17 protein-coding genes are annotated in these 20,632 nt (G+C 71.9%); 8 read left to right on the top strand and 9 right to left on the bottom strand.

All coding sequences use genetic code 11. The features are described 5' to 3' along the window. Positions 1–2: 2 nt before the first annotated feature. Positions 3–641, bottom strand: a complete 639-nt coding sequence (gene upp / locus BLT78_RS13920; RefSeq protein ID WP_090349536.1) for a uracil phosphoribosyltransferase — start codon at positions 639–641, stop codon at positions 3–5. A 172-nt stretch (positions 642–813) separates the two neighbouring features. Between upp and BLT78_RS13915 the strand changes: the two genes are divergently transcribed. Then, positions 814–1,371 (top strand): hypoxanthine-guanine phosphoribosyltransferase, encoded by a 558-nt coding sequence (locus tag BLT78_RS13915; RefSeq protein WP_090349535.1) that lies wholly within the window; start codon positions 814–816, stop codon positions 1,369–1,371. 123 nt (positions 1,372–1,494) lie between these two features. On the opposite strand, the gene dauA is transcribed toward BLT78_RS13915, so the two are convergent. The 4 genes from dauA to BLT78_RS13895 form a co-directional block, all read right to left on the bottom strand. Further along, positions 1,495–3,234, bottom strand: a complete 1,740-nt coding sequence (dauA, locus tag BLT78_RS13910) for a C4-dicarboxylic acid transporter DauA (RefSeq protein ID WP_090349534.1) — start codon at positions 3,232–3,234, stop codon at positions 1,495–1,497. Positions 3,235–3,401: 167 nt separating this feature from the next. Continuing rightward, positions 3,402–3,989, bottom strand: a complete 588-nt coding sequence (locus tag BLT78_RS13905) for a TMEM165/GDT1 family protein (protein WP_090352322.1) — start codon at positions 3,987–3,989, stop codon at positions 3,402–3,404. A 287-nt stretch (positions 3,990–4,276) separates the two neighbouring features. After that, positions 4,277–5,275, bottom strand: a complete 999-nt coding sequence (locus tag BLT78_RS13900) for a class I SAM-dependent methyltransferase (protein ID WP_090349533.1) — start codon at positions 5,273–5,275, stop codon at positions 4,277–4,279. A 182-nt stretch (positions 5,276–5,457) separates the two neighbouring features. Continuing rightward, positions 5,458–6,414, bottom strand: a complete 957-nt coding sequence (locus tag BLT78_RS13895; protein ID WP_090349532.1) for a 2-hydroxyacid dehydrogenase — start codon at positions 6,412–6,414, stop codon at positions 5,458–5,460. Between the two features lie 126 nt (positions 6,415–6,540). On the opposite strand from BLT78_RS13895, the gene BLT78_RS13890 reads away from it, so the two are divergent. Beyond that, positions 6,541–7,170 (top strand): LysE family translocator, encoded by a 630-nt coding sequence (locus BLT78_RS13890; RefSeq protein ID WP_090349531.1) that lies wholly within the window; start codon positions 6,541–6,543, stop codon positions 7,168–7,170. Positions 7,171–7,236: 66 nt separating this feature from the next. Here the strand turns inward: BLT78_RS13890 and BLT78_RS13885 are convergent, their stop codons facing one another. Then, the gene (locus tag BLT78_RS13885) at positions 7,237–8,412 is read right to left on the bottom strand and encodes an acetyl-CoA C-acyltransferase (RefSeq protein WP_090349530.1); all 1,176 of its coding nucleotides are present in this window, start codon (positions 8,410–8,412) and stop codon (positions 7,237–7,239) included. A gap of 179 nt (positions 8,413–8,591) precedes the next feature. On the opposite strand from BLT78_RS13885, the gene BLT78_RS13880 reads away from it, so the two are divergent. The 6 genes from BLT78_RS13880 to pqqF all read left to right on the top strand — a co-directional run bounded on the left by BLT78_RS13880 (position 8,592) and on the right by pqqF (position 16,950). Continuing rightward, on the top strand, positions 8,592–10,190 hold the full coding sequence (locus BLT78_RS13880) for a DUF1302 domain-containing protein (protein WP_231975631.1): 1,599 nt from the start codon (positions 8,592–8,594) through the stop codon (positions 10,188–10,190). Between the two features lie 120 nt (positions 10,191–10,310). After that, complete coding sequence (locus tag BLT78_RS13875) at positions 10,311–10,799, top strand: DUF3015 domain-containing protein (RefSeq protein ID WP_090349528.1); 489 nt, start codon at positions 10,311–10,313, stop codon at positions 10,797–10,799. A gap of 83 nt (positions 10,800–10,882) precedes the next feature. Beyond that, the gene (locus BLT78_RS13870; protein ID WP_090349527.1) at positions 10,883–12,739 is read left to right on the top strand and encodes an Lnb N-terminal periplasmic domain-containing protein; all 1,857 of its coding nucleotides are present in this window, start codon (positions 10,883–10,885) and stop codon (positions 12,737–12,739) included. A gap of 86 nt (positions 12,740–12,825) precedes the next feature. Then, positions 12,826–13,467 (top strand): MBL fold metallo-hydrolase, encoded by a 642-nt coding sequence (locus tag BLT78_RS13865; RefSeq protein WP_090349526.1) that lies wholly within the window; start codon positions 12,826–12,828, stop codon positions 13,465–13,467. A 92-nt stretch (positions 13,468–13,559) separates the two neighbouring features. Beyond that, entirely contained in the window at positions 13,560–14,270 is a 711-nt protein-coding gene (locus BLT78_RS13860) for an OmpA family protein (RefSeq protein WP_157719543.1), read from the top strand. A 178-nt stretch (positions 14,271–14,448) separates the two neighbouring features. Next, positions 14,449–16,950, top strand: a complete 2,502-nt coding sequence (gene pqqF / locus BLT78_RS13855; protein ID WP_090349525.1) for a pyrroloquinoline quinone biosynthesis protein PqqF — start codon at positions 14,449–14,451, stop codon at positions 16,948–16,950. A 7-nt stretch (positions 16,951–16,957) separates the two neighbouring features. On the opposite strand, the gene BLT78_RS13850 is transcribed toward pqqF, so the two are convergent. The 3 genes from BLT78_RS13850 to BLT78_RS13845 all read right to left on the bottom strand — a co-directional run bounded on the left by BLT78_RS13850 (position 16,958) and on the right by BLT78_RS13845 (position 20,272). Beyond that, complete coding sequence (locus BLT78_RS13850) at positions 16,958–19,132, bottom strand: FAD-dependent oxidoreductase (RefSeq protein ID WP_090349524.1); 2,175 nt, start codon at positions 19,130–19,132, stop codon at positions 16,958–16,960. A gap of 5 nt (positions 19,133–19,137) precedes the next feature. Next, entirely contained in the window at positions 19,138–19,266 is a 129-nt protein-coding gene (locus tag BLT78_RS21835) for a hypothetical protein (protein WP_269458059.1), read from the bottom strand. Between the two features lie 61 nt (positions 19,267–19,327). Continuing rightward, a complete protein-coding gene (locus tag BLT78_RS13845; RefSeq protein WP_090349523.1) occupies positions 19,328–20,272 on the bottom strand; it encodes an AEC family transporter in 945 nt (314 codons plus the stop codon). Positions 20,273–20,632: the final 360 nt, after the last annotated feature.

Below are 20,632 nucleotides of genomic sequence, written 5' to 3'. Positions count from 1 at the left end.
GCTCAGGCGTCCTTCTGCTTGGTGCCGAAGATCTTGTCGCCGGCGTCGCCGAGGCCGGGGATGATGTAGCCGTGCTCGTTGAGACGCTCGTCGATGGAGGCGGTGTAGATGCGCACCTCCGGGTGGGCGGCCGCCACCGCGTTGATGCCCTCGGGCGCGGCGACCAGCACCAGGGCGCGGATCTCCTTGCAGCCGGCCTTCTTCAGCATGTCGATGGTGGCGATCAGCGAGCCGCCGGTGGCCAGCATCGGATCGACGATCATCGCCAGGCGGCGGTCGATCTCCGGCACCAGCTTCTCCAGGTAGGTCTGCGCCTCGAGGGTCTCCTCGTCGCGCGCCAGGCCGATGACGCTGACCTTGGCGCTGGGGATCAGGCTGAGCACGCCGTCGAGCATGCCGATGCCGGCGCGCAGGATCGGCACCACGGTGATCTTTTTGCCGGCGATGCGCTCGACCTTGACCGTGCCGCACCAGCCCTCGATGTGCTCGTCCTCCAGCGGCAGGTCCTGGGTGGCCTCGTAGGTCAGCAGGGCGCCGAGCTCCTGGGCCAGCTCGCGGAAATTCTTCGTGCTGATGTCGGCGCGGCGCATCAGGCCGAGCTTGTGGCGGATCAGCGGGTGGCGAATTTCGTGCACTGGCATGGCGGGTCTCCGGCGAAACTGGGCAAGGTGGCATAGAGTAAAGCATCCGCCCGCCGCTGGCCGAGTACCCCGCGCTGGCCGTCCGCCGAGACTTGCCGGATGGTCGGCGGATCAGTACCTTTCGCCCCCTTTGCCTGCCCGCACCGGGCCCACTTGCCGGGAGACCTAGTCCATGTCCGTCGATCTCGCCCACATCCGCCAGGTGATGGCGGAAGCCGACTGCCTGTACACCGCCGAGGAGCTGGATGCCGCCATCGCGCGTATGGCCGGGGCGATCAACCGCGACCTCGCCGAGCGCAACCCGCTGGTGTTCTGCGTGATGAACGGCGGGCTGATCTTCGCCGGCAAGCTGCTGCCGCAGCTGGATTTCCCGCTCGAGCTGTCCTACCTGCACGCCACCCGCTACCGCGGCGAAACCAGCGGCGGCGAGCTGTTCTGGAAGGCCAAGCCGGAGATGTCGCTGATCGACCGCGACGTGCTGATCATCGACGACATCTTCGACGAGGGACACACCCTGGCCGCCATCGTCGACTACTGCAAGCACGCCGGCGCCAGCGCGGTGCACACCGCGGTGCTGATCGACAAGGAGCACGACCGCAAGGCCCGCCCGGACATGGACGCCAGCTACGTCGGCCTGCCCTGCGTCGACCGCTACATCTTCGGCTACGGCATGGACTACAAGGGCTACTGGCGCAACGCGCCGGGGATCTTCGCCGTCAAGGGCATGTGAGGCCTTTGGTAGGGTGGGTCAGCCGCGCAGCGGCGTAACCCAGCATCGCGACCGCGAGGTCGCGCATGGTAATGCCAGGCCTGCCGCCTGGTTGGTGGATTACGGCTTGCAGCCTAATCCACTCTACGCGGACTCGGCGGCAACGGCCGCTTCCCCCTTCTCCTCCAGCCACCTCAGCGCCTTGCCGCGCGCCTGATCGAGGTCGTGCACGTAGGCCAGCTGCTGGCTGTGCAGGTGGATGCCGGCGCGGCGCAGCTGCAGGCGCACCCGCGAGCTGGTGCCGCTGAGGATCAGGCCGACGCCGTGGTGTCGGTAGTCGCGCAGCACGGTGTCCAGCGCCGCCAGCGCGGTCATGTCGAGCAGCGGCACCGCGCTCAGATCGACGATCACCACCTTCACCCCCGGGGTGAAGCGGCGCAGGGTGTTCAGCGCCTTCTCCGCCGCGCCGAAGAACAGCGGGCCGCGGATCGCGTAGGCGGCGACGTGCTCGGGCAGGTCGCCGAGGGCCTGGTGGAACTGGCGCGGCAGCGGCGCCGCGTCGGTCAGCGCGCTCATCTGGCGGATGAACAGGCCGGCGGCCAGCAGCAGGCCGGCACCCACCGCCAGCACCATGTCGAAGGCCACGGTCAGCACCAGGCAGGTAAGCAGCACCAGCACGTCGCTGCGCGGCGCGATGCGCAGGGTGTGGACCACGTGCGGCGCCTCGGCCATGTTCCACGCCACCATCAGCAGCAGCGCGGCCAGCGCTGCCATCGGCAGATAGCTGAAGATCGGCGCAAGCAGCAGCATGGCGGCCAGCACCACGCCGGCATGGACGAGCGCCGCCAGCGGCGAGAAGGCCCCGGCGCGCACGCTGGCGGCGGTGCGGGCGATGGCCGCGGTGGCGGTGATGCCGCCGAACAGCGGGGCGATCAGGTTGCCGAGGCCCTGGCCGATCAGCTCGCCGTTGGAGTCGTGCTTGCTGCCGCTCATGCCGTCGGCGACCACCGCGCAGAGCAGGGATTCGATGGCGCCGAGCATGGCGATGGCCATCGCCGGGGCGAGCAGCTCGCGGATCAGTGCCAGGCTCAGCGGCGCGGCATCCGGCAGCTGCCAGGGCAGGGCGAAACCCGGCAGGTAGGGCGGGATGCCCGGGTGGGTCAGGCCATCTGCCGTGTAGCTGAAGCGCTCGCCAAGGGTGGCGACGCCGAGCCCGGCGAGCTCCAGCAGCAGGCCGAGCAGGCTGCCCACCGCCAGCGCGGCGAGGTGGCCGGGCACCCGTGGCACCAGGCGCGGCCAGGCGATCAGCACGCCGAGGGTGCAGATGGCGACCAGCGCATCGCCGGCGTGCGCGCTGGGCAGGGCGAGCAGCAGGTGGTACATCTGCTCGGGGAAGTGCGCGGCACTGCCGCTCACCGTCAGGCCGAGGGCGTCCTTGAGTTGCAGGCCGGCGATCACCACGCCGATGCCGGCGGTGAAGCCGAGAGTCACCGGGTAGGGCACGAACTCGATCAGCCGGCCGGCCTTGAGCAGGCCGAGGGCGATGAGGATCAGCCCGGCGAGCATGCTGCACAGCAGCAGGCCGGACAGGCCGTGCTGCTGGACGATCGGCAGCAGGATCACCACGAAGGCGGCGGTGGGGCCGGAGATGTTGAAGCGCGAGCCGCCGGTCAGGGCGATCAAGGGCGCGGCGATCAGCACGGTGTACAGGCCGTGCTGCGGTGGCGCGCCGACCGCGATGGCCAGCGCCATGGCCAGCGGGATGGCGATGATGCCGACGGTGAGACCGGCGAGAATGTCACCGCGCAGGGCCTGCGGGCCGTAGCCGGCCAGCAGGGTCTGGCGCCAGGCGGTGAACAGCGGAACGCGCGTGAGCCGGGACATTCTTCTACTCCTTGTCATCCCCCACATTTCGAGAGGGTAAGCCGTTTGTCGGCAGACGGCTATCGGACGGAGGTGGAACGGCGACGCGGTTCCCTGCAGGAGCCAGCCTGCTGGCGATCCGTATGCCTGCGCGCGGCAGGCTCGCCCCTACATGTGCCTGCCGCGCCTCAGCCGAGCCAGCCGCTCAGCTTGGCCGCGTTCCAGGCGGCGTAGCCGGCCAGGGCGACGAAGCACAGCGCGGAGATGCGGTGGATCAGCGTCATCGGCAGCTTGTCGGCGGAGAAGTGCGCGGCCAGCACCACCGGCACGTTGGCGATCAGCATGCCCAGGGTGGTGCCGGCGACCACCAGCCAGAAGTACTCGTACTGCGCGGCCAGCATCACCGTGGCGATCTGCGTCTTGTCGCCCATCTCGGCGATGAAGAAGGCGATCAGGGTGGTGAGGAACGGCCCGTAGCGCTTGAAGTGCGAGGCTTCCTCCTCCTCGTCGATCTGGTCCGGCACCAGCATCCAGGCAGCGACGGCGAGGAAGGAGGCGGCGAGGATCCAGCTCAGCGCGGCTTCGCTGAAGAACGAGGCGACCCACTTGCCGATGGCGCCGGCGGCGAAGTGGTTGGCGACGGTGGCGACCAGGATGCCCCAGATGATCGGCCAGGGGCGGCGGAACCGGGCGGCGAGGAGTAGGGCGAGCAGCTGGGTCTTGTCGCCGATCTCGGCGAGGGCCACCAGGCCGGTGGGGACGAACAGGGATTGCAGGGCTTCCATCAGGCATTCCAAAGGGGCGGGACAACGACGGCATGACACGCACGGCCTGCCCGCCCCGGGTCGGCTGTGAGTGTCATGAGTCTTGTCGAACCGTGGCGCCGGGCTGGCCGGTGCCGGTTGTGCGCGCCATGGTCTGCGGACCAAGTGTGTTGACGCGCACGCCGCCGAATCGCTCGGCGGCAGACTACTCCCTCAGGACGGCGCGCATTGTGCCCAAGGGCGGCGCGAGAGGCAAGGCATCGGCGGGGTGTCGGTGCGTCGCGCGCACCATCACGGGCTCAGCGTCGGCGCGCCGAATAGATGCGGAAGCCGTCGCGCTCGGCCAGCACCGTGCAGGGGCCGAGGTGCTGCTCGATCAGCGGCGCGTACCTGAGGAAGCTGTTGGCCACCAGGCGCAGCTCGCCGCCGGGGCGCAGGTGCAGGGCGGCGTCGCGCAGCAGCTGCTCGGTGGCCTGGTAGTCGGTGTGCACGCCCTGGTGGAACGGCGGGTTGCTGACGATGGCGGCCAGATCGTGCGGCGCATCGGCGATGCCGCGCCCGGCGATGACTTCGCCGGCCAGGCCGTTGGCCGCCAGGGTCAGGCGGCTGCTGGCCAGGGCGAAGGCGTCGACGTCGAGCAGGTGCAGGCGGCTGGCCGGGTAGCGGCGCAGCAAGGCGGCGCCGAGCACCCCGGCGCCGCAGCCGAAGTCGAGCACCGCGCCCTCGGGCAGGCCGTCGAGGTGTTCGAGCAGCAGGCGCGAGCCGACGTCCAGGCGACCGTGGCTGAACACCCCGGGCAGGCTGACCACCTGCAGCTCGCCGTCGGCGCTGGCCAGCGGGTAGCGGCGGGCGAGGGCCTCCAGCTGCGGCGCCGCCGGCGCGTGGTCGACCGTCACCTGCCACAGCTGGCAGTGCCGCGCGCTGTCCAGCTTGCGCGGGCGGCCGAACGGCTGCAGCTGCCTGGCGGCGCGCTCGATGCCGGCGCGCTTCTCGCCGACCAGCCACAGCGGCGCGCCGGGCAGGCGCGCGGCCAGGGCGGCGAGCAGGTAGTCGGTCAGCTCGCGCGACTTGGGCAGGAACAGCACGGCGCCGCCGAACGGCGCATCCGGTACCTGGGTGGCGAACCGGCAGCGCCCCGGATAGCGCGCCGCGATGGCGCTGTGCACGTCCCACTGCCAGCTCCAGCCCTGCGCCTCGGGTAGTTCGCTGAGCAGGCCATCGGTCGGCAGGCCGGCGAGCAGCACGGGCCCGGCGAACAGTTCGGCCTGACGCAACAGCACTTCGCTACGCGGATCCATGGACACCTCCGGAACAAAAGGGCGGGCAGCTTAGGCAAAGCGCGGACGGCTGGCAAACCTGCTGCAGCGTAGGGTGGACAACGACCGCAGGTCTTGTCCACCAAGGGGCCGCTGCGCAGCGCTCTCCCGTTGCCGCCGATGGTGGGAAACGCCTGCGGCGGTTTCCCACCCTACGAGATTCGTTACGACACCACCCGCATCGGCGCGCCGGCGAGGAAGGCCGCGGCGTTTTCCGCCAACTGGCCGACGATGCGCTGGCGCGCCTCGCGGCTGCCCCAGGCGCTGTGGGGGGTGACGATCAGCCGCGGCACGTCCGCGGCGAGCAGCGGATTGCCGTCCTTGGGCGGCTCGACGCTGAGCACGTCGCTGGCCGCGCCGCCCAGGTGGCCGGCGCGCAGGGCGTCGGCCAGCGCCTGCTCGTCGACCAGGCCGCCGCGCGCGGTGTTGATCAGGAAGGCCGTCGGCTTCATCAGGGCGATCTCGCGGGCGCCGATCAGGTGGCGGGTCTCTGCGGTCAGCGGGCAGTGCAGGGTCAGCGCGTCGACCTGCGGCAGCAGCTCGTCCAGCGGCAGGCGACCGTCCAGCGCCGGGCGGCCGGGCAGCAGGCCGAGCAGCACGCGCATGCCGAAGGCGCGCGCCAGCTGCGCCACCGCGCTGCCCAGCTCGCCGTGGCCGAGCAGGCCGAGGGTCTTGCCCTCCAGCTCGACGATGGGGAAATCCAGCAGGCAGAACTGACTGGCCCGCTGCCAGCGCCCGGCGCGCACCGACGCCTGGTAGTCGGGCAGGCGGGTGGCCAGGGCGAGCAGCAGCATCAGGGTGTGCTGGGCCACCGAGGGAGTGCCGTAGCCCTGGCAATTGCACACGGTCACGCCGTGGGCGCGCGCGGCGGCCAGATCGACGTTGTTGGTGCCGGTGGCGGCGATCAGCACCAGCTTCAGCTCGGGGCAGGCGGCGAAGGTGGCGGCGTCCAGTTTCACCTTGTTGCTGATCGCCACCTGCGCGCCCCTGAGGCGCTCGGCGACCTGCTCCGGCGCGCTCTGCTCGTGCAGCACCAGCTCGGCGAACAGCGCACGCAGCGGCGCCAGGTCGAGGTCGCCGAGATCGAGGGAGGGATGGTCGAGGAATACGGCTCGGGTCATGGGACTGTCCTTGCGGGGGCTGGGCGGGCGCCGCCGGGAGCGGCGCGCTATCATCGCCGCAGCCTAGCGGAAAGCGCCGGCGCTGGCAGCCCGGACACCGCGTACCCCCTTGCCCAGGAGCCCTGAATGTACTGGACGGAGTTTCTCACCGTGGCGCTGGTCCACCTGCTCGCCGTGGCCAGCCCCGGCCCGGACTTCGCCGTGGTGATCCGCGAGAGCGTCAGCCACGGCCGCCGCGCCGGCCTCTTCACCGCCCTCGGCGTCGGCTGCGGGATCTTCCTGCACGTCGCCTACTCGCTGCTCGGCATCGGCCTGATCGTCTCGCAGTCGCTGCTGCTGTTCGCCCTCCTCAAGTGGCTGGCGGCGGCCTACCTGCTGTACATCGGCTTCCGCGCCCTGCGCGCCCGGCCGGCCGATCCGGCGGTCCTGGAAGCGCTGGCCGACGGCGTCGCGCGCAGCGGCCGTGGCGCCTTCGCCAGCGGTTTCCTGACCAACGCGCTGAACCCCAAGGCCACGCTGTTCTTCCTCTCGCTGTTCACCGTGGTGATCGACCCGCACACCCCGCGGCTGATCCAGGCCGGCTATGGCGTCTACCTGGCCGGCGCCACCGCGGCGTTCTTCTGCGCGGTGGCGCTGCTGTTCAGCCAGAGCCGGGTACGCGCCGGCTTCGCCCGCCTGGGCCACTGGTTCGACCGGGTGATGGGCGTTGTGCTGATTGCCCTCGGCGTGCGTCTGGCCCTCAGCGAGGTGGGATAAGACAGTGGTGGGCACGGCGCACCCTCCGGGCCTGGCCGGGCAGGGTGCGCCGTGCCCACCTGTTCTTCAGAGCAGCTCCAGCGCCAGCGCGGTGGCCTCGCCGCCGCCGATGCACAGCGCGGCGACGCCGCGCCGGCCGCCCTTGCGGCGCAGTGCGTTGATCAGGGTGACGATGATCCGCGCGCCGGTCGAGCCGATCGGGTGGCCCTGGGCGCAGGCGCCGCCGAACAGGTTGACCCGCGCGGGGTCGAGGTCGTGCTCGCGGATCGCCAGCATGGTGACCATGGCGAAGGCCTCGTTGATCTCGAACAGGTCGACGTCGGCCTTGCTCCAGCCGGTGCGGGCGAACAGTTTGTGCAGCGCACCGACCGGCGCGAGGGTGAACTCGCCCGGCTCCTGGCTCTGCGTGGCGTGGCCGACGATCCGCGCCAGCGGCTGCAGGCCGCGGCGCCGGGCCTCCTCGGCGGTCATCAGCAGCAGCGCCGAGGCGCCGTCGGAGATCGAGCTGGAGTTGGCGGCGGTGATGCTGCCGTCCTTGCGGAACGCCGGCTTGAGGCTGGGGATCTTCTCCGGGGTGGCGTTCAGCGGCTGCTCGTCGTCCCTGACCAGCACCTCGCCCTTGCGGGTGGCCACGCTGACCGGAATGATCTCGGCGGCCAGCGCGCCGCTGGCGATGGCGGCCTGGGCGCGGCGCAGCGACTCGATGGCGTAGGCGTCCATCGCCTCGCGGGTCAGGCCGTAGCGGTCGGCGGTCTCCTGGGCGAACGAACCCATCAGCCGGCCAGTGCGGGCATCCTCCAGGCCGTCGAGGAACATGTGGTCCTTGAGCTCGGCGTGGCCCATGCGCAGGCCGCTGCGCGCCTTCTCCAGCACGTAGGGCGCGTTGGACATGCTCTCCATGCCGCCGGCGACCATTACCCGGTTGGTGCCGGCCTTGAGCAGGTCGTGGGCCAGCATCACCGCCTTCATCCCCGAGCCGCACAGCTTGTTGATGGTGGTGCAGCCGGTGGCGCTCGGCAGGCCGGCGTCCAGCGCCGCCTGGCGCGCCGGGCCCTGCCTGAGGCCGGCGGCCAGCACGCAGCCCATGATCACCTCGTCGACGTCGGCGGCGGCGATGCCGGCGCGCTCCACCGCGGCGCGGATGGCGACCGCGCCCAGTTGCGGCGCGCTGAGGGGCGACAGGCTGCCCTGGAAGCCGCCCATCGGGGTACGGGCGGCGCTGACGATCACGATCTCGGACATCGGGAGTTCCTCGCTTTCTTGGCGTTCTTGTTGCGGTGCACTAAAGGCGACTCTACACCTTGGGCGGTCGACTGCAAGAGGCGCGAACGCGGTAAACCACCGGCGCGGCCAGTTGTCCGATAATGCTGCGCCGGGCACCTCGTCCGGCAGGGAGCGGATCAGCAGCAAGGGGAGGCGCGGTGGCGTCGACAAGCACAATCCAGCCGGTACTGGCCGCCTCGCTGGCGGCCAGCCTGGCCTCGCCGGCACTGGCGGTGTCGTTCAATCTCGGCGCGCTTGAGGGGCAGCTCGACAGCGAGCTGGCACTGCGCGCGCGCTGGGCCACCGACAGCGCCGCGCGCGAGCTGATCGGCGTCGCCAACGGCGGCACCGCGCCGGCGGCCAGTGGCGACGACGGCCGGCTCAACTTCAAGCGCGGCGAGACCTTCAGCAAGCGCTTCAGCGGCTGGCACGGCCTGGAGCTGAAGTCGGGCGAGCGCGGCCTGTACCTCAGCGGCCGCTACTGGTACGACATCGAACTCGAGGACGAGGCGCGGTCGTTCGCCGCGATCGACGACCACGGCCGCGCGCGCGGCGCGCAGGCCGCCGGCAGCGAGCTACTCGAGGCGTTCGTCTGGCGCCAGCACGTCGTCGCCGGGCAGCCCGGCAGCCTGCGGCTCGGCCGCCAGCTGCTGTTCTGGGGCGAGGGCGTGCTGATTCCCGGCGGCATCGACGCTATCAACCCGTTCGACGCGGCGATCTGGCGCCAGCCGGCGGCGCCGCTGCGCGAGGGGCGCCTGCCGGTCAACCTGCTGCACGCCGCGCAGGAGCTGAACGACGCGCTGAGCCTGGAGGCCTTCTACCAGCTGGAATGGCGGCCGACCACGCTGGACGACTGCGCCACCTTCCTCGCCCCGGGCGACTACCAGGCCGCCGGCTGCGACCGGCTGGCGCGACCCGGCGGCGCGCCGCTGCCGCGCGGCGCCGACCGCGAGCCCGGCGACGGCGGCCAGTACGGCCTGGCCCTGCGCTACCACCACGCGCCGCTGGACACCGACTTCGCCGCCTACGTGCTCGAGTACCACAGTCGCCTGCCGCTGACCGGGCTGGACGCGGACGGCTACTTCCTCGCCTGGCCCGAGGGCATCCGCCTGTACGGCCTGAGCTTCGCCACCACCCTGGCCGGCGGCAGCCTCTGGCGCGGCGAACTCAGCCATCGCCCGCATGCGCCGCTGCAGCCCGCGCTCGGCGACGCTCTGGCCGGCGGCCAGGCGCAGGCCGCCTGGCAGCGGGCGGGGGTCAGCCAGCTACAGAGCAGCCTGGAGCACCATTTCGACGGGGTGATGGGCGCTAGCCGGCTGACCCTGACCGGCGAGCTGGCGTGGATCCACGTCGGCGAACTCGCCGGGCGCCATGGCCGCGACCCGCTGTTCGGCCCCGGTCCGCAGGCCGGCGGCTGCGCGCTGCCCGCCGGCGCGACCGGGCGCTACTGCGAGAACGCCGGCTTCACCAGCCGCGACGCCTGGGGCTACAGCCTGCAGGCGCGCTGGGAGTACCCGCGCGCCTTCGCCGGTCTCGACCTCGCGCCGAGCCTGTCCTGGGCGCACGACGTCGACGGCCATTCGCCCGCGCCCGAGGCGGTGTTCGTCGAGGGGCGCCAGGCGCTTACCCTGGGCATCGCCGCCGCCTACCGCGACAGCTACAGCGTCAGCCTGAACTGGACCGACTACTCCGGTGGCCGCTACAGCACCCAGGTCGACCGCGACCAGATCGGCCTGGAGCTGGGGCTGCGCTTCTGAAGCGAATTGCCGCACAGTGTGCCGGTCATTCGCCTTGACATTGCCGCCTTATTACAAAAAGCTCAGTTCCAGGCCGGCGTGGATGCCGGCCGGCTCATTCACGTGAAGAAGAGACAAGACATGAAACGGATTCTGCTGGGCTCCCTGTTCGCCATCGCCTCCCTCAACGCCTTCGCCGAAGCCCCGGGCGGCCCGGGTTGCGGCTGGGGCAACATGCTGTTCGAAGGTCAGAAGGGCCTGCCGTCGCACCTGGTCGCCTCTCTGACCAACGGCACCTCCGGCAACGCCACCTTCGGCATGACTTCCGGTACCAACGGCTGCTCGACCAAGGGCACCCTGACCTATGACGGCAAGTCGATGCTGGTGCTCAGCGGCATCATGACCGAGCTGTCCGAGGACATGGCCAAGGGCGAGGGCGAAGCCCTGACCACCTACGCCGTGGTGCTCGGCGTCAAGCCGGAAGACCGCGCCCACTTCGCCGCAGTGACCCACGAGCACTTCGCGGAAATCTTCAGCTCTGCCGACGTGACCGCCGAGCAGGTGCATGCCGCCACCCTGGACGTGCTCAAGCGCGACGCACGCCTGGCCCAGTACGCCGGGAAGGCCTGAGCCCGCGGGCGGCCGCCGGCCGCCCCTTTCCCCGGGTGCCCGCTGCGGCGGGCACCTTCGCATTCTCCCGCCGTTGACTGTCCATGCTGCGACGCCTGTTCCCGCTGTTGCTGTCCGTCGCCTGCGCCGCCGCGCAGGCCGCCCCGCAGATCGATTCCGCCCGCCTCGCGGCCCTGGCCGGCGACGCCTACTGGTTGTCCCTCGGTCATTACGAGAGCGGCAAGCTCGGCGGGTGGCGCAGCTATGTCGACGACGACGAGTTCTTCCTCGCCGCCACGGGAGCCACAGACCCGGCCGCCGAGCTGAGCGCCACGCTGGAGGCGCTGTATCGCGATCCGGCGCTGGGCGACCGCCATCCACAATGTATCTACCCGGCGCGCACCCGTTGGCTGCGCGAGCGCCTGGCGCTCACCGACCTGCCGCTGGTCGAGTGCCCGGAGTATCGCGCCTGGTACGCCGACATCGATCCGCACTCCAGCGTGCTGGTGTTTCCGGCCGCCTACCTGAACAGCCCGTCGTCGATGTTCGGCCACACCCTGCTGCGCATCGACCCACCCGGCAGCGACGCCAACGGCACTGCGCTACTCAGCTATGCGCTGAACTTCGGCGCCACCATCGAGGGCATGGACAACAGCATCCTGTATGCCTGGAAGGGCCTGATGGGCGGTTACCCGGGGCTGTTCGCCCTGCTGCCGTACCGCGAGAAGATCGGCGAATACAGCCGCCTGGAAAACCGCGACCTGTGGGAGTACCGCCTCAACCTGACGCCCGAGGAAACCGGGCGTATGCTCGAGCACGTCTGGGAGCTCAAGCAGATCCAGTTCGACTACTTCTTCTTCGACGAGAACTGCTCCTACCGCCTCCTCGAACTGCTGGAGATCGCCCGTCCGGGCCTCGGCCTGACCGCCCAGTTCCCACTCACCGCCATCCCCGCCGACACCGTGCGCGCGGTTAAGCGCGCCGAGCTGGTCGAGCGCATCGACTACCGGCCCTCCCGCGAGCGCGAGCTGCTGAGCCGCGCCGCGCCGCTGGTGCCGGCAGAGCAGCTGTGGGTGCAGCAGCTGGCGGCCGATGCCGACCAGCTGGGCGCCGCCGGCTTCGAGACCCTGCCGGAGCAGCGGCGTGCGCTGATTCAGGACGGCGCCTACCGCCTGGTGCGCTACCAGGTCGCCGGGGCCGAGCGCGATGCGGACAGCGCCGCGCGCAGCTACCGCCTGTTGCAGGCGATCAACCGGAATCCGCCGCCCCGCCTGGACATCGAGCGCCCCGGCCTGCCGGAAGACGGCCACGACTCGCGCACCCTGCAGTTCGCCGTCGGCAGCCGCGAAGACCGCGCCTATGCCGAGTATGGCCTGCGCATGGCCTACCATGACCTCACCGACAACCTGTACGGTTTCCCGCTCGGTGCGCAGATCGAGATCGCCCAGCTCAAGCTGCGCCAGTACGAGGGCAACCACTGGCAGTTGCAGCAGCTCGACCTCGCCGGCATCCGCTCACTGACACCGCGCACCCAGTTGCTCCGACCGTGGTCCTGGCAGATCGCCGGCGGCCTGGAGCGGGTGCCCGGAGCGGACGACGGGCAGCGGCTGGTCGGCCACCTCAACGGTGGCGGCGGTCTGAGCTGGCAGCTCGGCGACGACCTGCTGGCCTTTACCCTGGCCACCGCGCGCGTCGAGCACAACCGCGACTTCGCCGCCTGGTTCAGCCCGGCCGCCGGCTTCGACACCGGCTTGTTGTGGCGCAACCGCGCCGGCAACCTGCTGCTTGAGGCGCGCGGCGACTACTTCCATAGCGGCGAGGTGCGCCGCAGCCTGACGCTCGAGCAGCAGATCGAGCTCGGTCACAACCTCGGCCTGCGGTTGTCCGCCGAGCGCTACTTCAGTCAGCGCGCCGCCCCGCAGAGCGAGGTGCAGGTGGGGCTGCGCTGGTATTACTACTGAGCGCCGCTGCACCCCGCGGTCTGGCCCGCCCCGTTTCGCGCTACCATAAGCCGATTGTGCCCGCTGCCCCTTCGGAGCTCCCGTCCATGACCGCCCAGCCCGCCCTGATCCGCGAAACCTTTCCCGTCGGGCCGTTGCAATGCAACTGCACCATCATCGGCGATCCGCTGACCAGGAAGGCGATCGTCGTCGATCCGGGCGGCGATCCGGAGCTGATCATGGCGCGTCTGGACAAGCACGGCCTCAAGCTGGTCAGCATCGTCCACACCCACGCCCACCTCGATCATTTCCTCGCCAGCGGACAGATGAAGGAGCGCACCGGCGCCACCCTGCACCTGCACGAGGACGACCGTTTCCTGTGGGACAGCCTGGAGCTGCAGTGCCGCATGTTCGGCGTGCCTTACACCCCGGTGCCGGCGCCCGACCAGTATCTGCAGGACGACGAGGAGCTGGCCTGCGGCTGCGGCGTGGCGCTGCACACCCCGGGGCATACGCCGGGGTCGATGAGCTTCTGGTTCGCCGACGCCAAGCTGCTGATCGCCGGCGACACCCTGTTCCGCCGCGGCATCGGCCGTACCGACCTGTGGGGCGGCGACTACGCGACCATCGAGCGCTCGATCAGACAGCGCCTGTACACCCTCGACGAGGATGCGACCGTGATCACAGGCCATGGTCCGCAGACTACGCTGGGGGAAGAAATGCGCGAAAATCCGTTCATCCGCGCCTGAGAGGCCGGCTGGCGGGAATTTATTGCCGCCGTCGGTCTCTAATGGCCAGTTGCCCGCATTGGCGGGCCTGAATCGTCCAAGGAGAGTCCGTAATGAAACTGTCGAGTCGTCTGATCCTGTCCGCCGTCGCCATGGCCGTGCTGAGCGGCTGCGCCACGCAGAACCCCTACGATCAGAGTGCGCAGACCGGCGAGTCCACCGGCATGAGCAAGACCGCCAAGTACGGCGGCCTCGGCGCCCTGGCCGGTGCCGCCGCCGGCGCGCTGATCAGCCACGACAACCGCGGCAAGGGCGCGCTGATCGGCGCCGCCATCGGTGGCGCCAGCGGCGCGGGCTACGGCTACTACGCCGACAAGCAGGAAGAGCAGCTGCGCCAGCAGATGCAGGGCACCGGCGTCGAGGTGCAGCGCCAGGGCGACAACATCCAGCTGATCATGCCGGGCAACATCACCTTCGCCACCGCCTCGGCCGACATTTCCAGCGACTTCTACGCCCCGCTGAACAACCTGGCCAACTCCTTCAAGCAGTTCGACCAGAACAGCATCGAGATCGTCGGCCACACCGACAACGTCGGCGGCTACCAGTACAACATGGGCCTGTCCCAGCGCCGGGCGCAGAGCGTGGCCAACTACCTGCTGTCCCAGGGCGTCAACCCGAGCCGGGTGACCACCCGCGGCGCCGGCCCGGACCAGCCGATCGCCAGCAACGCCACCGAGTCCGGTCGTCAGCAGAACCGCCGCGTGGAAATCAACCTGCGTCCGCTGCCGGGCGCCCAGGGCAGCCAGGGCGGTTACCAGCAGTGATCCCCGCGCCGGTCGCCGGCCGGCACGAGGCCTGAGCCAAGGCGCTGCAGCGATGCAGCGCCTTTTTTGCATGGCGACATCGCTACTTTGGTCGCGGGCGCCTGCGACTTGCGCAGGGTTGCCCGCCGACCGGCCTGGGCGGATGCTGCAAGCTCACCCCAGCGACAAGCCCAGGCCCATGGACCTCGAATTTCCCCACCTGCCGCGGCGCACCCTGCGGCTCGACAACGGCGTGCGGGTCGCCCTGCTGCACGATGCCGAGGCGCCGCGCGCCGCCGTCGCCGCCAGCGTGGCGGCCGGCAGCTGCCACGAGCCGCCCGAATGGCCGGGGCTGGCGCACTTTCTCGAGCACGGCCTGTTCCTCGGCAGCGCCGGACACCCCGGCATCGCCGCGTTCGCCGACTACGTGCACGGCTGCGGCGGCCGTTACAACGCGCGCACCCTGAACCTGCAGACCCTCTACTACCTGGAAGTGCCGGCCCGCGAGTTGGCGCCGGCGCTGGGCCGGCTGGTCGACCTGCTGGCCCGGCCGCTGCTCGACGACGCGCGTCTGGCGGCCGAGCGCGAGGTGCTCGACGCCGAGTACCGCGCGCGCTGCGCCGACGCCGACTGCCAGCTGCAGGGCGCCCTGGCCGGGCTGCTGCACCCCGACCACCCGCTGGCGCGCTTCCATGCCGGCAACCGCGACACCCTCGACACCGACGATCCGCGCCTGCTCGCCACGCTGCGCGCCTGGCATGCCCGCCACTATCGCGGCGCCGGCCTGCGCCTGCTGCTCAGCGGGCCGCAGCCGCTGGACGAGCTGGAGCGTCTGGCCCGCGAACTGGGTGCCGGCCTGCCGGCGGGCGAGCCGCCGGCGCCGCCGTGCTGGCCGGCACCGTGGCCGGTAGGGCAGGGGCCGCGGCAGCTGCTGCTGGAGCAGCCGCAGGCGCTGCGGCGCATGAGCCTGTGGCTGCCGCTGCGCCTGCTGCCGGCGCAGGAGGACGAGCTGCTGGCGTTGCTGCGCGAGGCCGCCAGCCAGCCGGCGGCCGGCGGCCTGCTGGCCGAGCTGCGCGCGCGCGGCTGGGCGCAGCAGCTGGCGCTCGACTGGCTGGCCGGCGCTGACGGCGCGGGCCTGCTCGGCCTGCGTCTGGACCTGCTGGCGGCGGGCGAGGGGCAGGAAGCGGCGGTTGCCGCGCTGTGCGTCGACTGGCTGCGCTGCCTGCGCCGGGATCCGGCGCTGGCGCCGGGCGCGGCCGAGTGGCGAGCGCTGGCGCGCGAGCGCGCCTGGCAGGAGAGCGAACTGGCGCCGATGGAGCGCGCCGGCCTGTGGCTGGAACGCTGGGCGCGGCAGGACGCCGACTGGCAGCCCTGGGCGGCAGCGACGGAGCCGGTAGCGCTGCTCGCCGGCCTGGCGCTGGCCGAGCCGCTCGCGCCGATCGTGCAGGGCGCGCGTGCGCGCCTGGACGCCGGCGAGCCGACCCCCTGGTTTCCCCTGCGGTGCCAGGTCGCGCCGCTGGCCGGGCTGCCGGCGCTCGTGTCGCCGCACTGGCAGCCGGCGGCGGCCAATCCCTTTCTCGGCGCGCCTGTCGGCGGCGTGGCGGAAGCGCATCCGGCCCTGCGCCCCGGCCATGCCGCCCTGCTGCTGCTGTGGCGGGCGGAACACGCCAGCGCAGCCGCCCGCCTGGCCGCCGAGCTGGGCGAGACGGCGCTGGCCGGGCACTGGCAGCAGGCCCTGCACGGCGCCGCCCGACTCGGCCACGACTGGCAGACGCTGGCGCGTCCCGGCCAGCTGCGCGGCTGCCTGAGCGGCCCGGCGGGTAGCCTGCCGGCGGTGCTGGAGCGCCTGCTGGAGGCGCTGGCGCAGGGCGAGCCGGCGCAGTGGCGCGCCGATCTGCAGCGTCGCCGCGCCGCGGAGGCGCAGCAGTTGCTGCTGCGCCGCCTGCTGGCCCATCCGGCGGCGCAGTGGCGCCTGGCCGGCGTGGCGACCGAGGAGTTGTCGCTCGATGCCCTGGACGATGCCGCGCTGCGCCGTCTGCTGCACGACTTCCTCGCCACTGCCACACGCCTGGCGCGGCCGTTCGGGGCGCCGGCGGCCTGCCTCCCGCCCGGATTCGCCCTGGCCGCCGGCGCGCCGTCCTGCGCGGTGCCGACCTGGCCGTCCGGCGAGCAGGTCGTGTCACTCGACCTCGGCGGCGGCGAGCACGCCGCGCTGCTGCGTGTGCTGGCGGCGCCCGGCGCGGCCCGGCAGGAGGCGGCCTGGCGGCTGCTGGCGGTGCTGCAGCAGAACGCCTTCTACCAGGCGCTGCGGGTCGAGCAGGGGCTCGGCTACGCGCTGTTCAGCCGCTTCCTCGCCGGCGAGGAGGGCGCCGAGCTGCAGTTCGGCGTGCAGTCGCCGCATGCCGACAGCCAGCAGCTGCGTCGAGCGATCCACGCCTTTCTCGACCACTTCGCCGCCAGCCTGGCCGATCTGGACGCGGCCCGCCTGCAGCAGGCCCGCCAGGCGGCGCTGGACGGCCTGGCCGCGCCGGCCGGCCGGCGTGCCCGCCTGGTGCGCGCCTGCAGCGACTGGCTGGGCGGGCGCGATGCGGAGCATGAGCGGGCGGTCCGTGCAGAACTGCAGCGCCTGACCCGCACCGGCCTGCAGGATGCCGCCGGCGCGCTGGGCGGCGCGGCGTGGCGCTGGCTGCTCAGCGACTGAGCGCCGCTCAACCCTCGGCCGGTTTTTCCCGGCGATGGCGGCGCTTGCCGCGCTGCCAGGCGTGGAAGCGGCGCAGCGCCTCGACCAGCAGCGGCGCGACGTGGGCGCGCTGCCAGGCGCCGGCGGCGTACTTGTTGGCCTCGGCCAGGGTTGGGTAGATGTGCACGGTGCGCAGCAGGCGCTTGAGGCCGAGGCCGTGCTGCATGGCCAGGACGAACTCGGCGAGCAGCTCGCCGGCGTGCTCGCCGACGATGGTCGCGCCGAGGATGCGGTCGCGGCCCGGCACCGTCAGCACCTTGACGAAGCCGTCGACGGCCTCGTCGGCGATGGCGCGGTCCAGCTCCGCCAGCTCGAAGCGGGTCACCTCGTGGGCGATGCCCTGCTCGCGCGCCTCCTGCTCGTTGAGGCCGACCCGCGCCACCTCCGGCGCGGTGAAGGTGGCCCAGGGGATCGCCCGGTAGTCGGCCCTGACGCGCCAGAGATGGCCGAACAGCGCGTTGATCGTCGCATAGCCGGCCTGGTGCGCGGCCGCATGGGTGAACTGCCAGGGACCGGTGACGTCGCCCACCGCGAAGATGTGCGGAAAGCGCGTGGCCAGGTACTCGTCGGTCTCCAGACTGCCGTTGGGCCGACGCACCAGGTCGAGCGCCTCGACGCCCAGGCCCTCGAGGTTGGCCACCCGGCCGAGCGCCAGCAGCACGCGGTCGAAGCCCAGCGTCAGCGGATGGCCGCCGGAGAGGTCGCGGCACACCAGCTGGCGCTCGCCGTCGACCACCTTGAAGCGCAGCGCCTGATGGCGCAGGTGCAGCGCCACGCCATCCTCGACCAGCGCCGCCTGCACCGCCGCGCCGGCCTCGCGGTCCTCGCGCAGCAGCAGGCGCTCGGCCATCTCCACCAGGCTGACCTGGCAGCCCAGGCGCTGGAAGGCCTGCGCCAGCTCGCAGCCGAGCGGCCCGCCGCCGAGCACCAGGAGGCGCGCCGGACGTTCGCGCAGGTGCCACACGCTGTCCGAGGTGAGCGGCTCGACCAGCTCCAGGCCGGGGATGTCCGGCAGCAGCGGCCGCGCCCCACTGGCGATGACGATGGCGCGGCTGGTCAGCCGGCGGCCGGCCACCTCCACCGTCCAGGGCGCGACCAGGCGCGCCGCGCCCTCGATCACCTCGACGCCCAGCTCGCGGTAGCGTTCGGCCGAGTCGTGCGGCGCGACCCGCGCGATCACCCGCTGCACCCGTGCCATCACCGCGGCGAAGTCCGCCTCGCCGCTGGCCCGCCAGCCCAGGCGTGCGGCCTTGCGCAGTTCGCCGGCGAAGCGCGCTGAGCGCAGCAGCGCCTTGGACGGCACGCAGCCGCGGTTCAGGCAGTCGCCGCCCATCGCGCCCTTCTCGATCAGGGTCACCCGCGCGCCGAGGGCGGCAGCGAGGTAGGCGCTGACCAGCCCGCCGGAGCCGGCGCCGATCACCACTAGGTTACGGTCGAACCGCCGCGGCCGCTCCCAGCCGGCATGCACCCGCCGCGCGCGCAGGGTGTCGAGCAGGCGGCGGGCCAGCAGCGGGAACAGGCCGAGCAGGGCGAAGGCGCCGAGCAGGCCGGGGGAGAGGATGCCGGCCAGGCTGTCCAGCTGGCCCAGCTCGCGGCCGGCATTCACGTAGACCAGGGTACCCGGCAGCATGCCGAGCAGGCTGACCCAGGCGAAGGTGCGCAGCGGCAGGCGGGTCAGGCCCATGGCCAGGTTGATCAGGAAGAACGGAAAGGCCGGCACCAGGCGCAGGGCGAACAGGTAGAAGGCGCCGTCACGCGCCAGGCCGCGGTCGATGCCCTCCAGCAGCGGGCCGCAGCGGCCCTGCACCCAGTCGCGCAGCACGAAGCGGCTGCTCAGCATGGCCAGGGTGGCGCCCAGGGTGGCGGCGACGGACACCAGCAGGGTGCCCTCGAGCAGGCCGAACAGCGCCCCGGCGACCAGGCTCAGCAGGGCGGCGCCGGGCACCGACAGCGCGGTGACCGTCACGTAGAACAGCAGGAACAGCCCGGCGGCGCGCCACGGGTGGGCGGCGACCTCGCCGGCCAGCGCCGCCTGTTCGGCCTTGAGCCGGGCGAGGTCGAGGTACTGGCCGAGATCGAGGACGAAGAACGCCACGACCAGCGCCAGCAGCAGGCCGAGCAGCGCCAGCTTGCGGCCGTCCATCCGTCTCAGTCCGAGGTGGCGCCGCTGCCGCAGGAGTCCTGATGGGCGCAGTAGCGGACGCGGGCGAGCGGAAGAAGGACGCTGGTGCGCAGGCCGGTCAGCCCGGCGGGCTGCCGCGGCAGGGAGGCGTGCATGGCGGTCTCGGCGTGGCGGGGGATCTGTTCAGAATAGTCCCGGTCGCCGTGGTGGGGCCGGCTAGTGGACCGGCGGCTGCGGCAGCACGCCGAGCAGTGCGCTCATGCTGAAGAACGACAGCGCGGTGGCCGCCACCAGCGCCGCGGCGCAGCGCTGCTCGAGGCCGTACTGCTGACCGAGGATCGGGTAGATGCTCATCATCGGCGCGCTGGCGAACAGCAGGGCGGCGACCTTCAGCGTCGGGTCCAGACCCGGCACCAGGGCGAAGGCGGCGAACACCGCCAGCGGATGCAGCACCAGCTTGCCCAGCGCCACCTGGCCGATGTCGGCGAGCATGCCGCCGGCCCTGAGGCCGTACAGCGAGCCGCCGATGACGAACAGCGCGGCCGGCGCCGAGGCCTGGGCGAGCAGGTCGACGCTGTGCTGCAGGATCGGCGGCAGGCGCAGCTCCAGCAGCGACAGCGCCAGGCCGCCGACGATGCCGGCCAGCATCGGGTTGCGCGCCAGGCGCCGGGCGATCTCCGCCAGCATCTGCCGCGGGCCGGCGCCGCGCTGCCGCCCGCTTTCGGCCAGCACCATGGCCAGCGGGATCATCAGCAGGTTCTCCACCAGCATGCCCAGCGCCATGGCCAGCGCCGCCGGCGGGCCGAGCACCATGGCTACCACCGGGTAGCCGATGAAGCCGCTGTTGGACACCGACATGCCCATGGCGGCGAGCGCCGCACCCTGCCGGCTGTCCCGGCGCAGCCAGCGCGACACCGCGAAGCCGCCGGCGAACACCGCCAGCGAGGCCAGGCCGTAGGCCAGCAGGTAGCCGGCGTTGAGCACCTCGGCGACCGGCCGCTCGCCGAGCGCCTTGACCAGCAGGGCGGGCAGGGCGAAGGAGATGACGAAGGTGCCGATGCCGCGGAACTGCTCACGGCTGAGCAGGCCGGCGCGGGCCGAGAGGAAGCCCAGGCCGATGAGGATGAAGATCGGGGCGGTGATGGCGAGGATGTCGGGCATGCGCGCGATCCGGCGAGGCGGCCGCTGTCGGCCACGGGGAGAGGATGACCGGGATTATCCGCGCTGGCCGGCGCGGAGTGGCGCTGGCCGGCACGTTTCGTGCGATCAGCGAACGGAATTAACCGTTCGGTTAGTTTTCGGCCAGGCGTCTGGATCGCTATCAGCAGCACCCCGGTTACTCCCAAAGCACTGCATGGCGTGCACAAGTAGCACGACCTTCGCCCGCCAGGGATGAGCGGCTTCCGACGCGCACCGTACTGGCGTGCCAAAGCACAAGGTTTCCGGCGCTTGCGCAGAATACGGGGCGGGCAGGGGCGCTCCGGATAATCCGCTCGACTGTTGGATCAGGCAGTCGTCCTG

Source organism: Pseudomonas oryzae (assembly GCF_900104805.1).
GTDB lineage: Bacteria > Pseudomonadota > Gammaproteobacteria > Pseudomonadales > Pseudomonadaceae > Geopseudomonas > Geopseudomonas oryzae.
This window is presented reverse-complemented; position numbering and strand designations above follow the sequence as displayed.

Excerpts from the sequence above, each read along its gene's own strand:
- upp (WP_090349536.1), bottom strand. The coding sequence starts at position 641 with ATGCCAGTGCACGAAATTCGCCACCCGCTGATCCGCCACAAGCTCGGC.
- BLT78_RS13915 (WP_090349535.1), top strand. The coding sequence starts at position 814 with ATGTCCGTCGATCTCGCCCACATCCGCCAGGTGATGGCGGAAGCCGAC.
- dauA (WP_090349534.1), bottom strand. The coding sequence starts at position 3,234 with ATGTCCCGGCTCACGCGCGTTCCGCTGTTCACCGCCTGGCGCCAGACC.
- BLT78_RS13900 (WP_090349533.1), bottom strand. The coding sequence starts at position 5,275 with ATGGATCCGCGTAGCGAAGTGCTGTTGCGTCAGGCCGAACTGTTCGCC.
- BLT78_RS13895 (WP_090349532.1), bottom strand. The coding sequence starts at position 6,414 with ATGACCCGAGCCGTATTCCTCGACCATCCCTCCCTCGATCTCGGCGAC.
- BLT78_RS13890 (WP_090349531.1), top strand. The coding sequence starts at position 6,541 with ATGTACTGGACGGAGTTTCTCACCGTGGCGCTGGTCCACCTGCTCGCC.
- BLT78_RS13885 (WP_090349530.1), bottom strand. The coding sequence starts at position 8,412 with ATGTCCGAGATCGTGATCGTCAGCGCCGCCCGTACCCCGATGGGCGGC.
- BLT78_RS13875 (WP_090349528.1), top strand. The coding sequence starts at position 10,311 with ATGAAACGGATTCTGCTGGGCTCCCTGTTCGCCATCGCCTCCCTCAAC.
- BLT78_RS13870 (WP_090349527.1), top strand. The coding sequence starts at position 10,883 with ATGCTGCGACGCCTGTTCCCGCTGTTGCTGTCCGTCGCCTGCGCCGCC.
- BLT78_RS13865 (WP_090349526.1), top strand. The coding sequence starts at position 12,826 with ATGACCGCCCAGCCCGCCCTGATCCGCGAAACCTTTCCCGTCGGGCCG.
- BLT78_RS13860 (WP_157719543.1), top strand. The coding sequence starts at position 13,560 with ATGAAACTGTCGAGTCGTCTGATCCTGTCCGCCGTCGCCATGGCCGTG.
- pqqF (WP_090349525.1), top strand. The coding sequence starts at position 14,449 with ATGGACCTCGAATTTCCCCACCTGCCGCGGCGCACCCTGCGGCTCGAC.
- BLT78_RS13850 (WP_090349524.1), bottom strand. The coding sequence starts at position 19,132 with ATGGACGGCCGCAAGCTGGCGCTGCTCGGCCTGCTGCTGGCGCTGGTC.
- BLT78_RS21835 (WP_269458059.1), bottom strand. The coding sequence starts at position 19,266 with ATGCACGCCTCCCTGCCGCGGCAGCCCGCCGGGCTGACCGGCCTGCGC.
- BLT78_RS13845 (WP_090349523.1), bottom strand. The coding sequence starts at position 20,272 with ATGCCCGACATCCTCGCCATCACCGCCCCGATCTTCATCCTCATCGGC.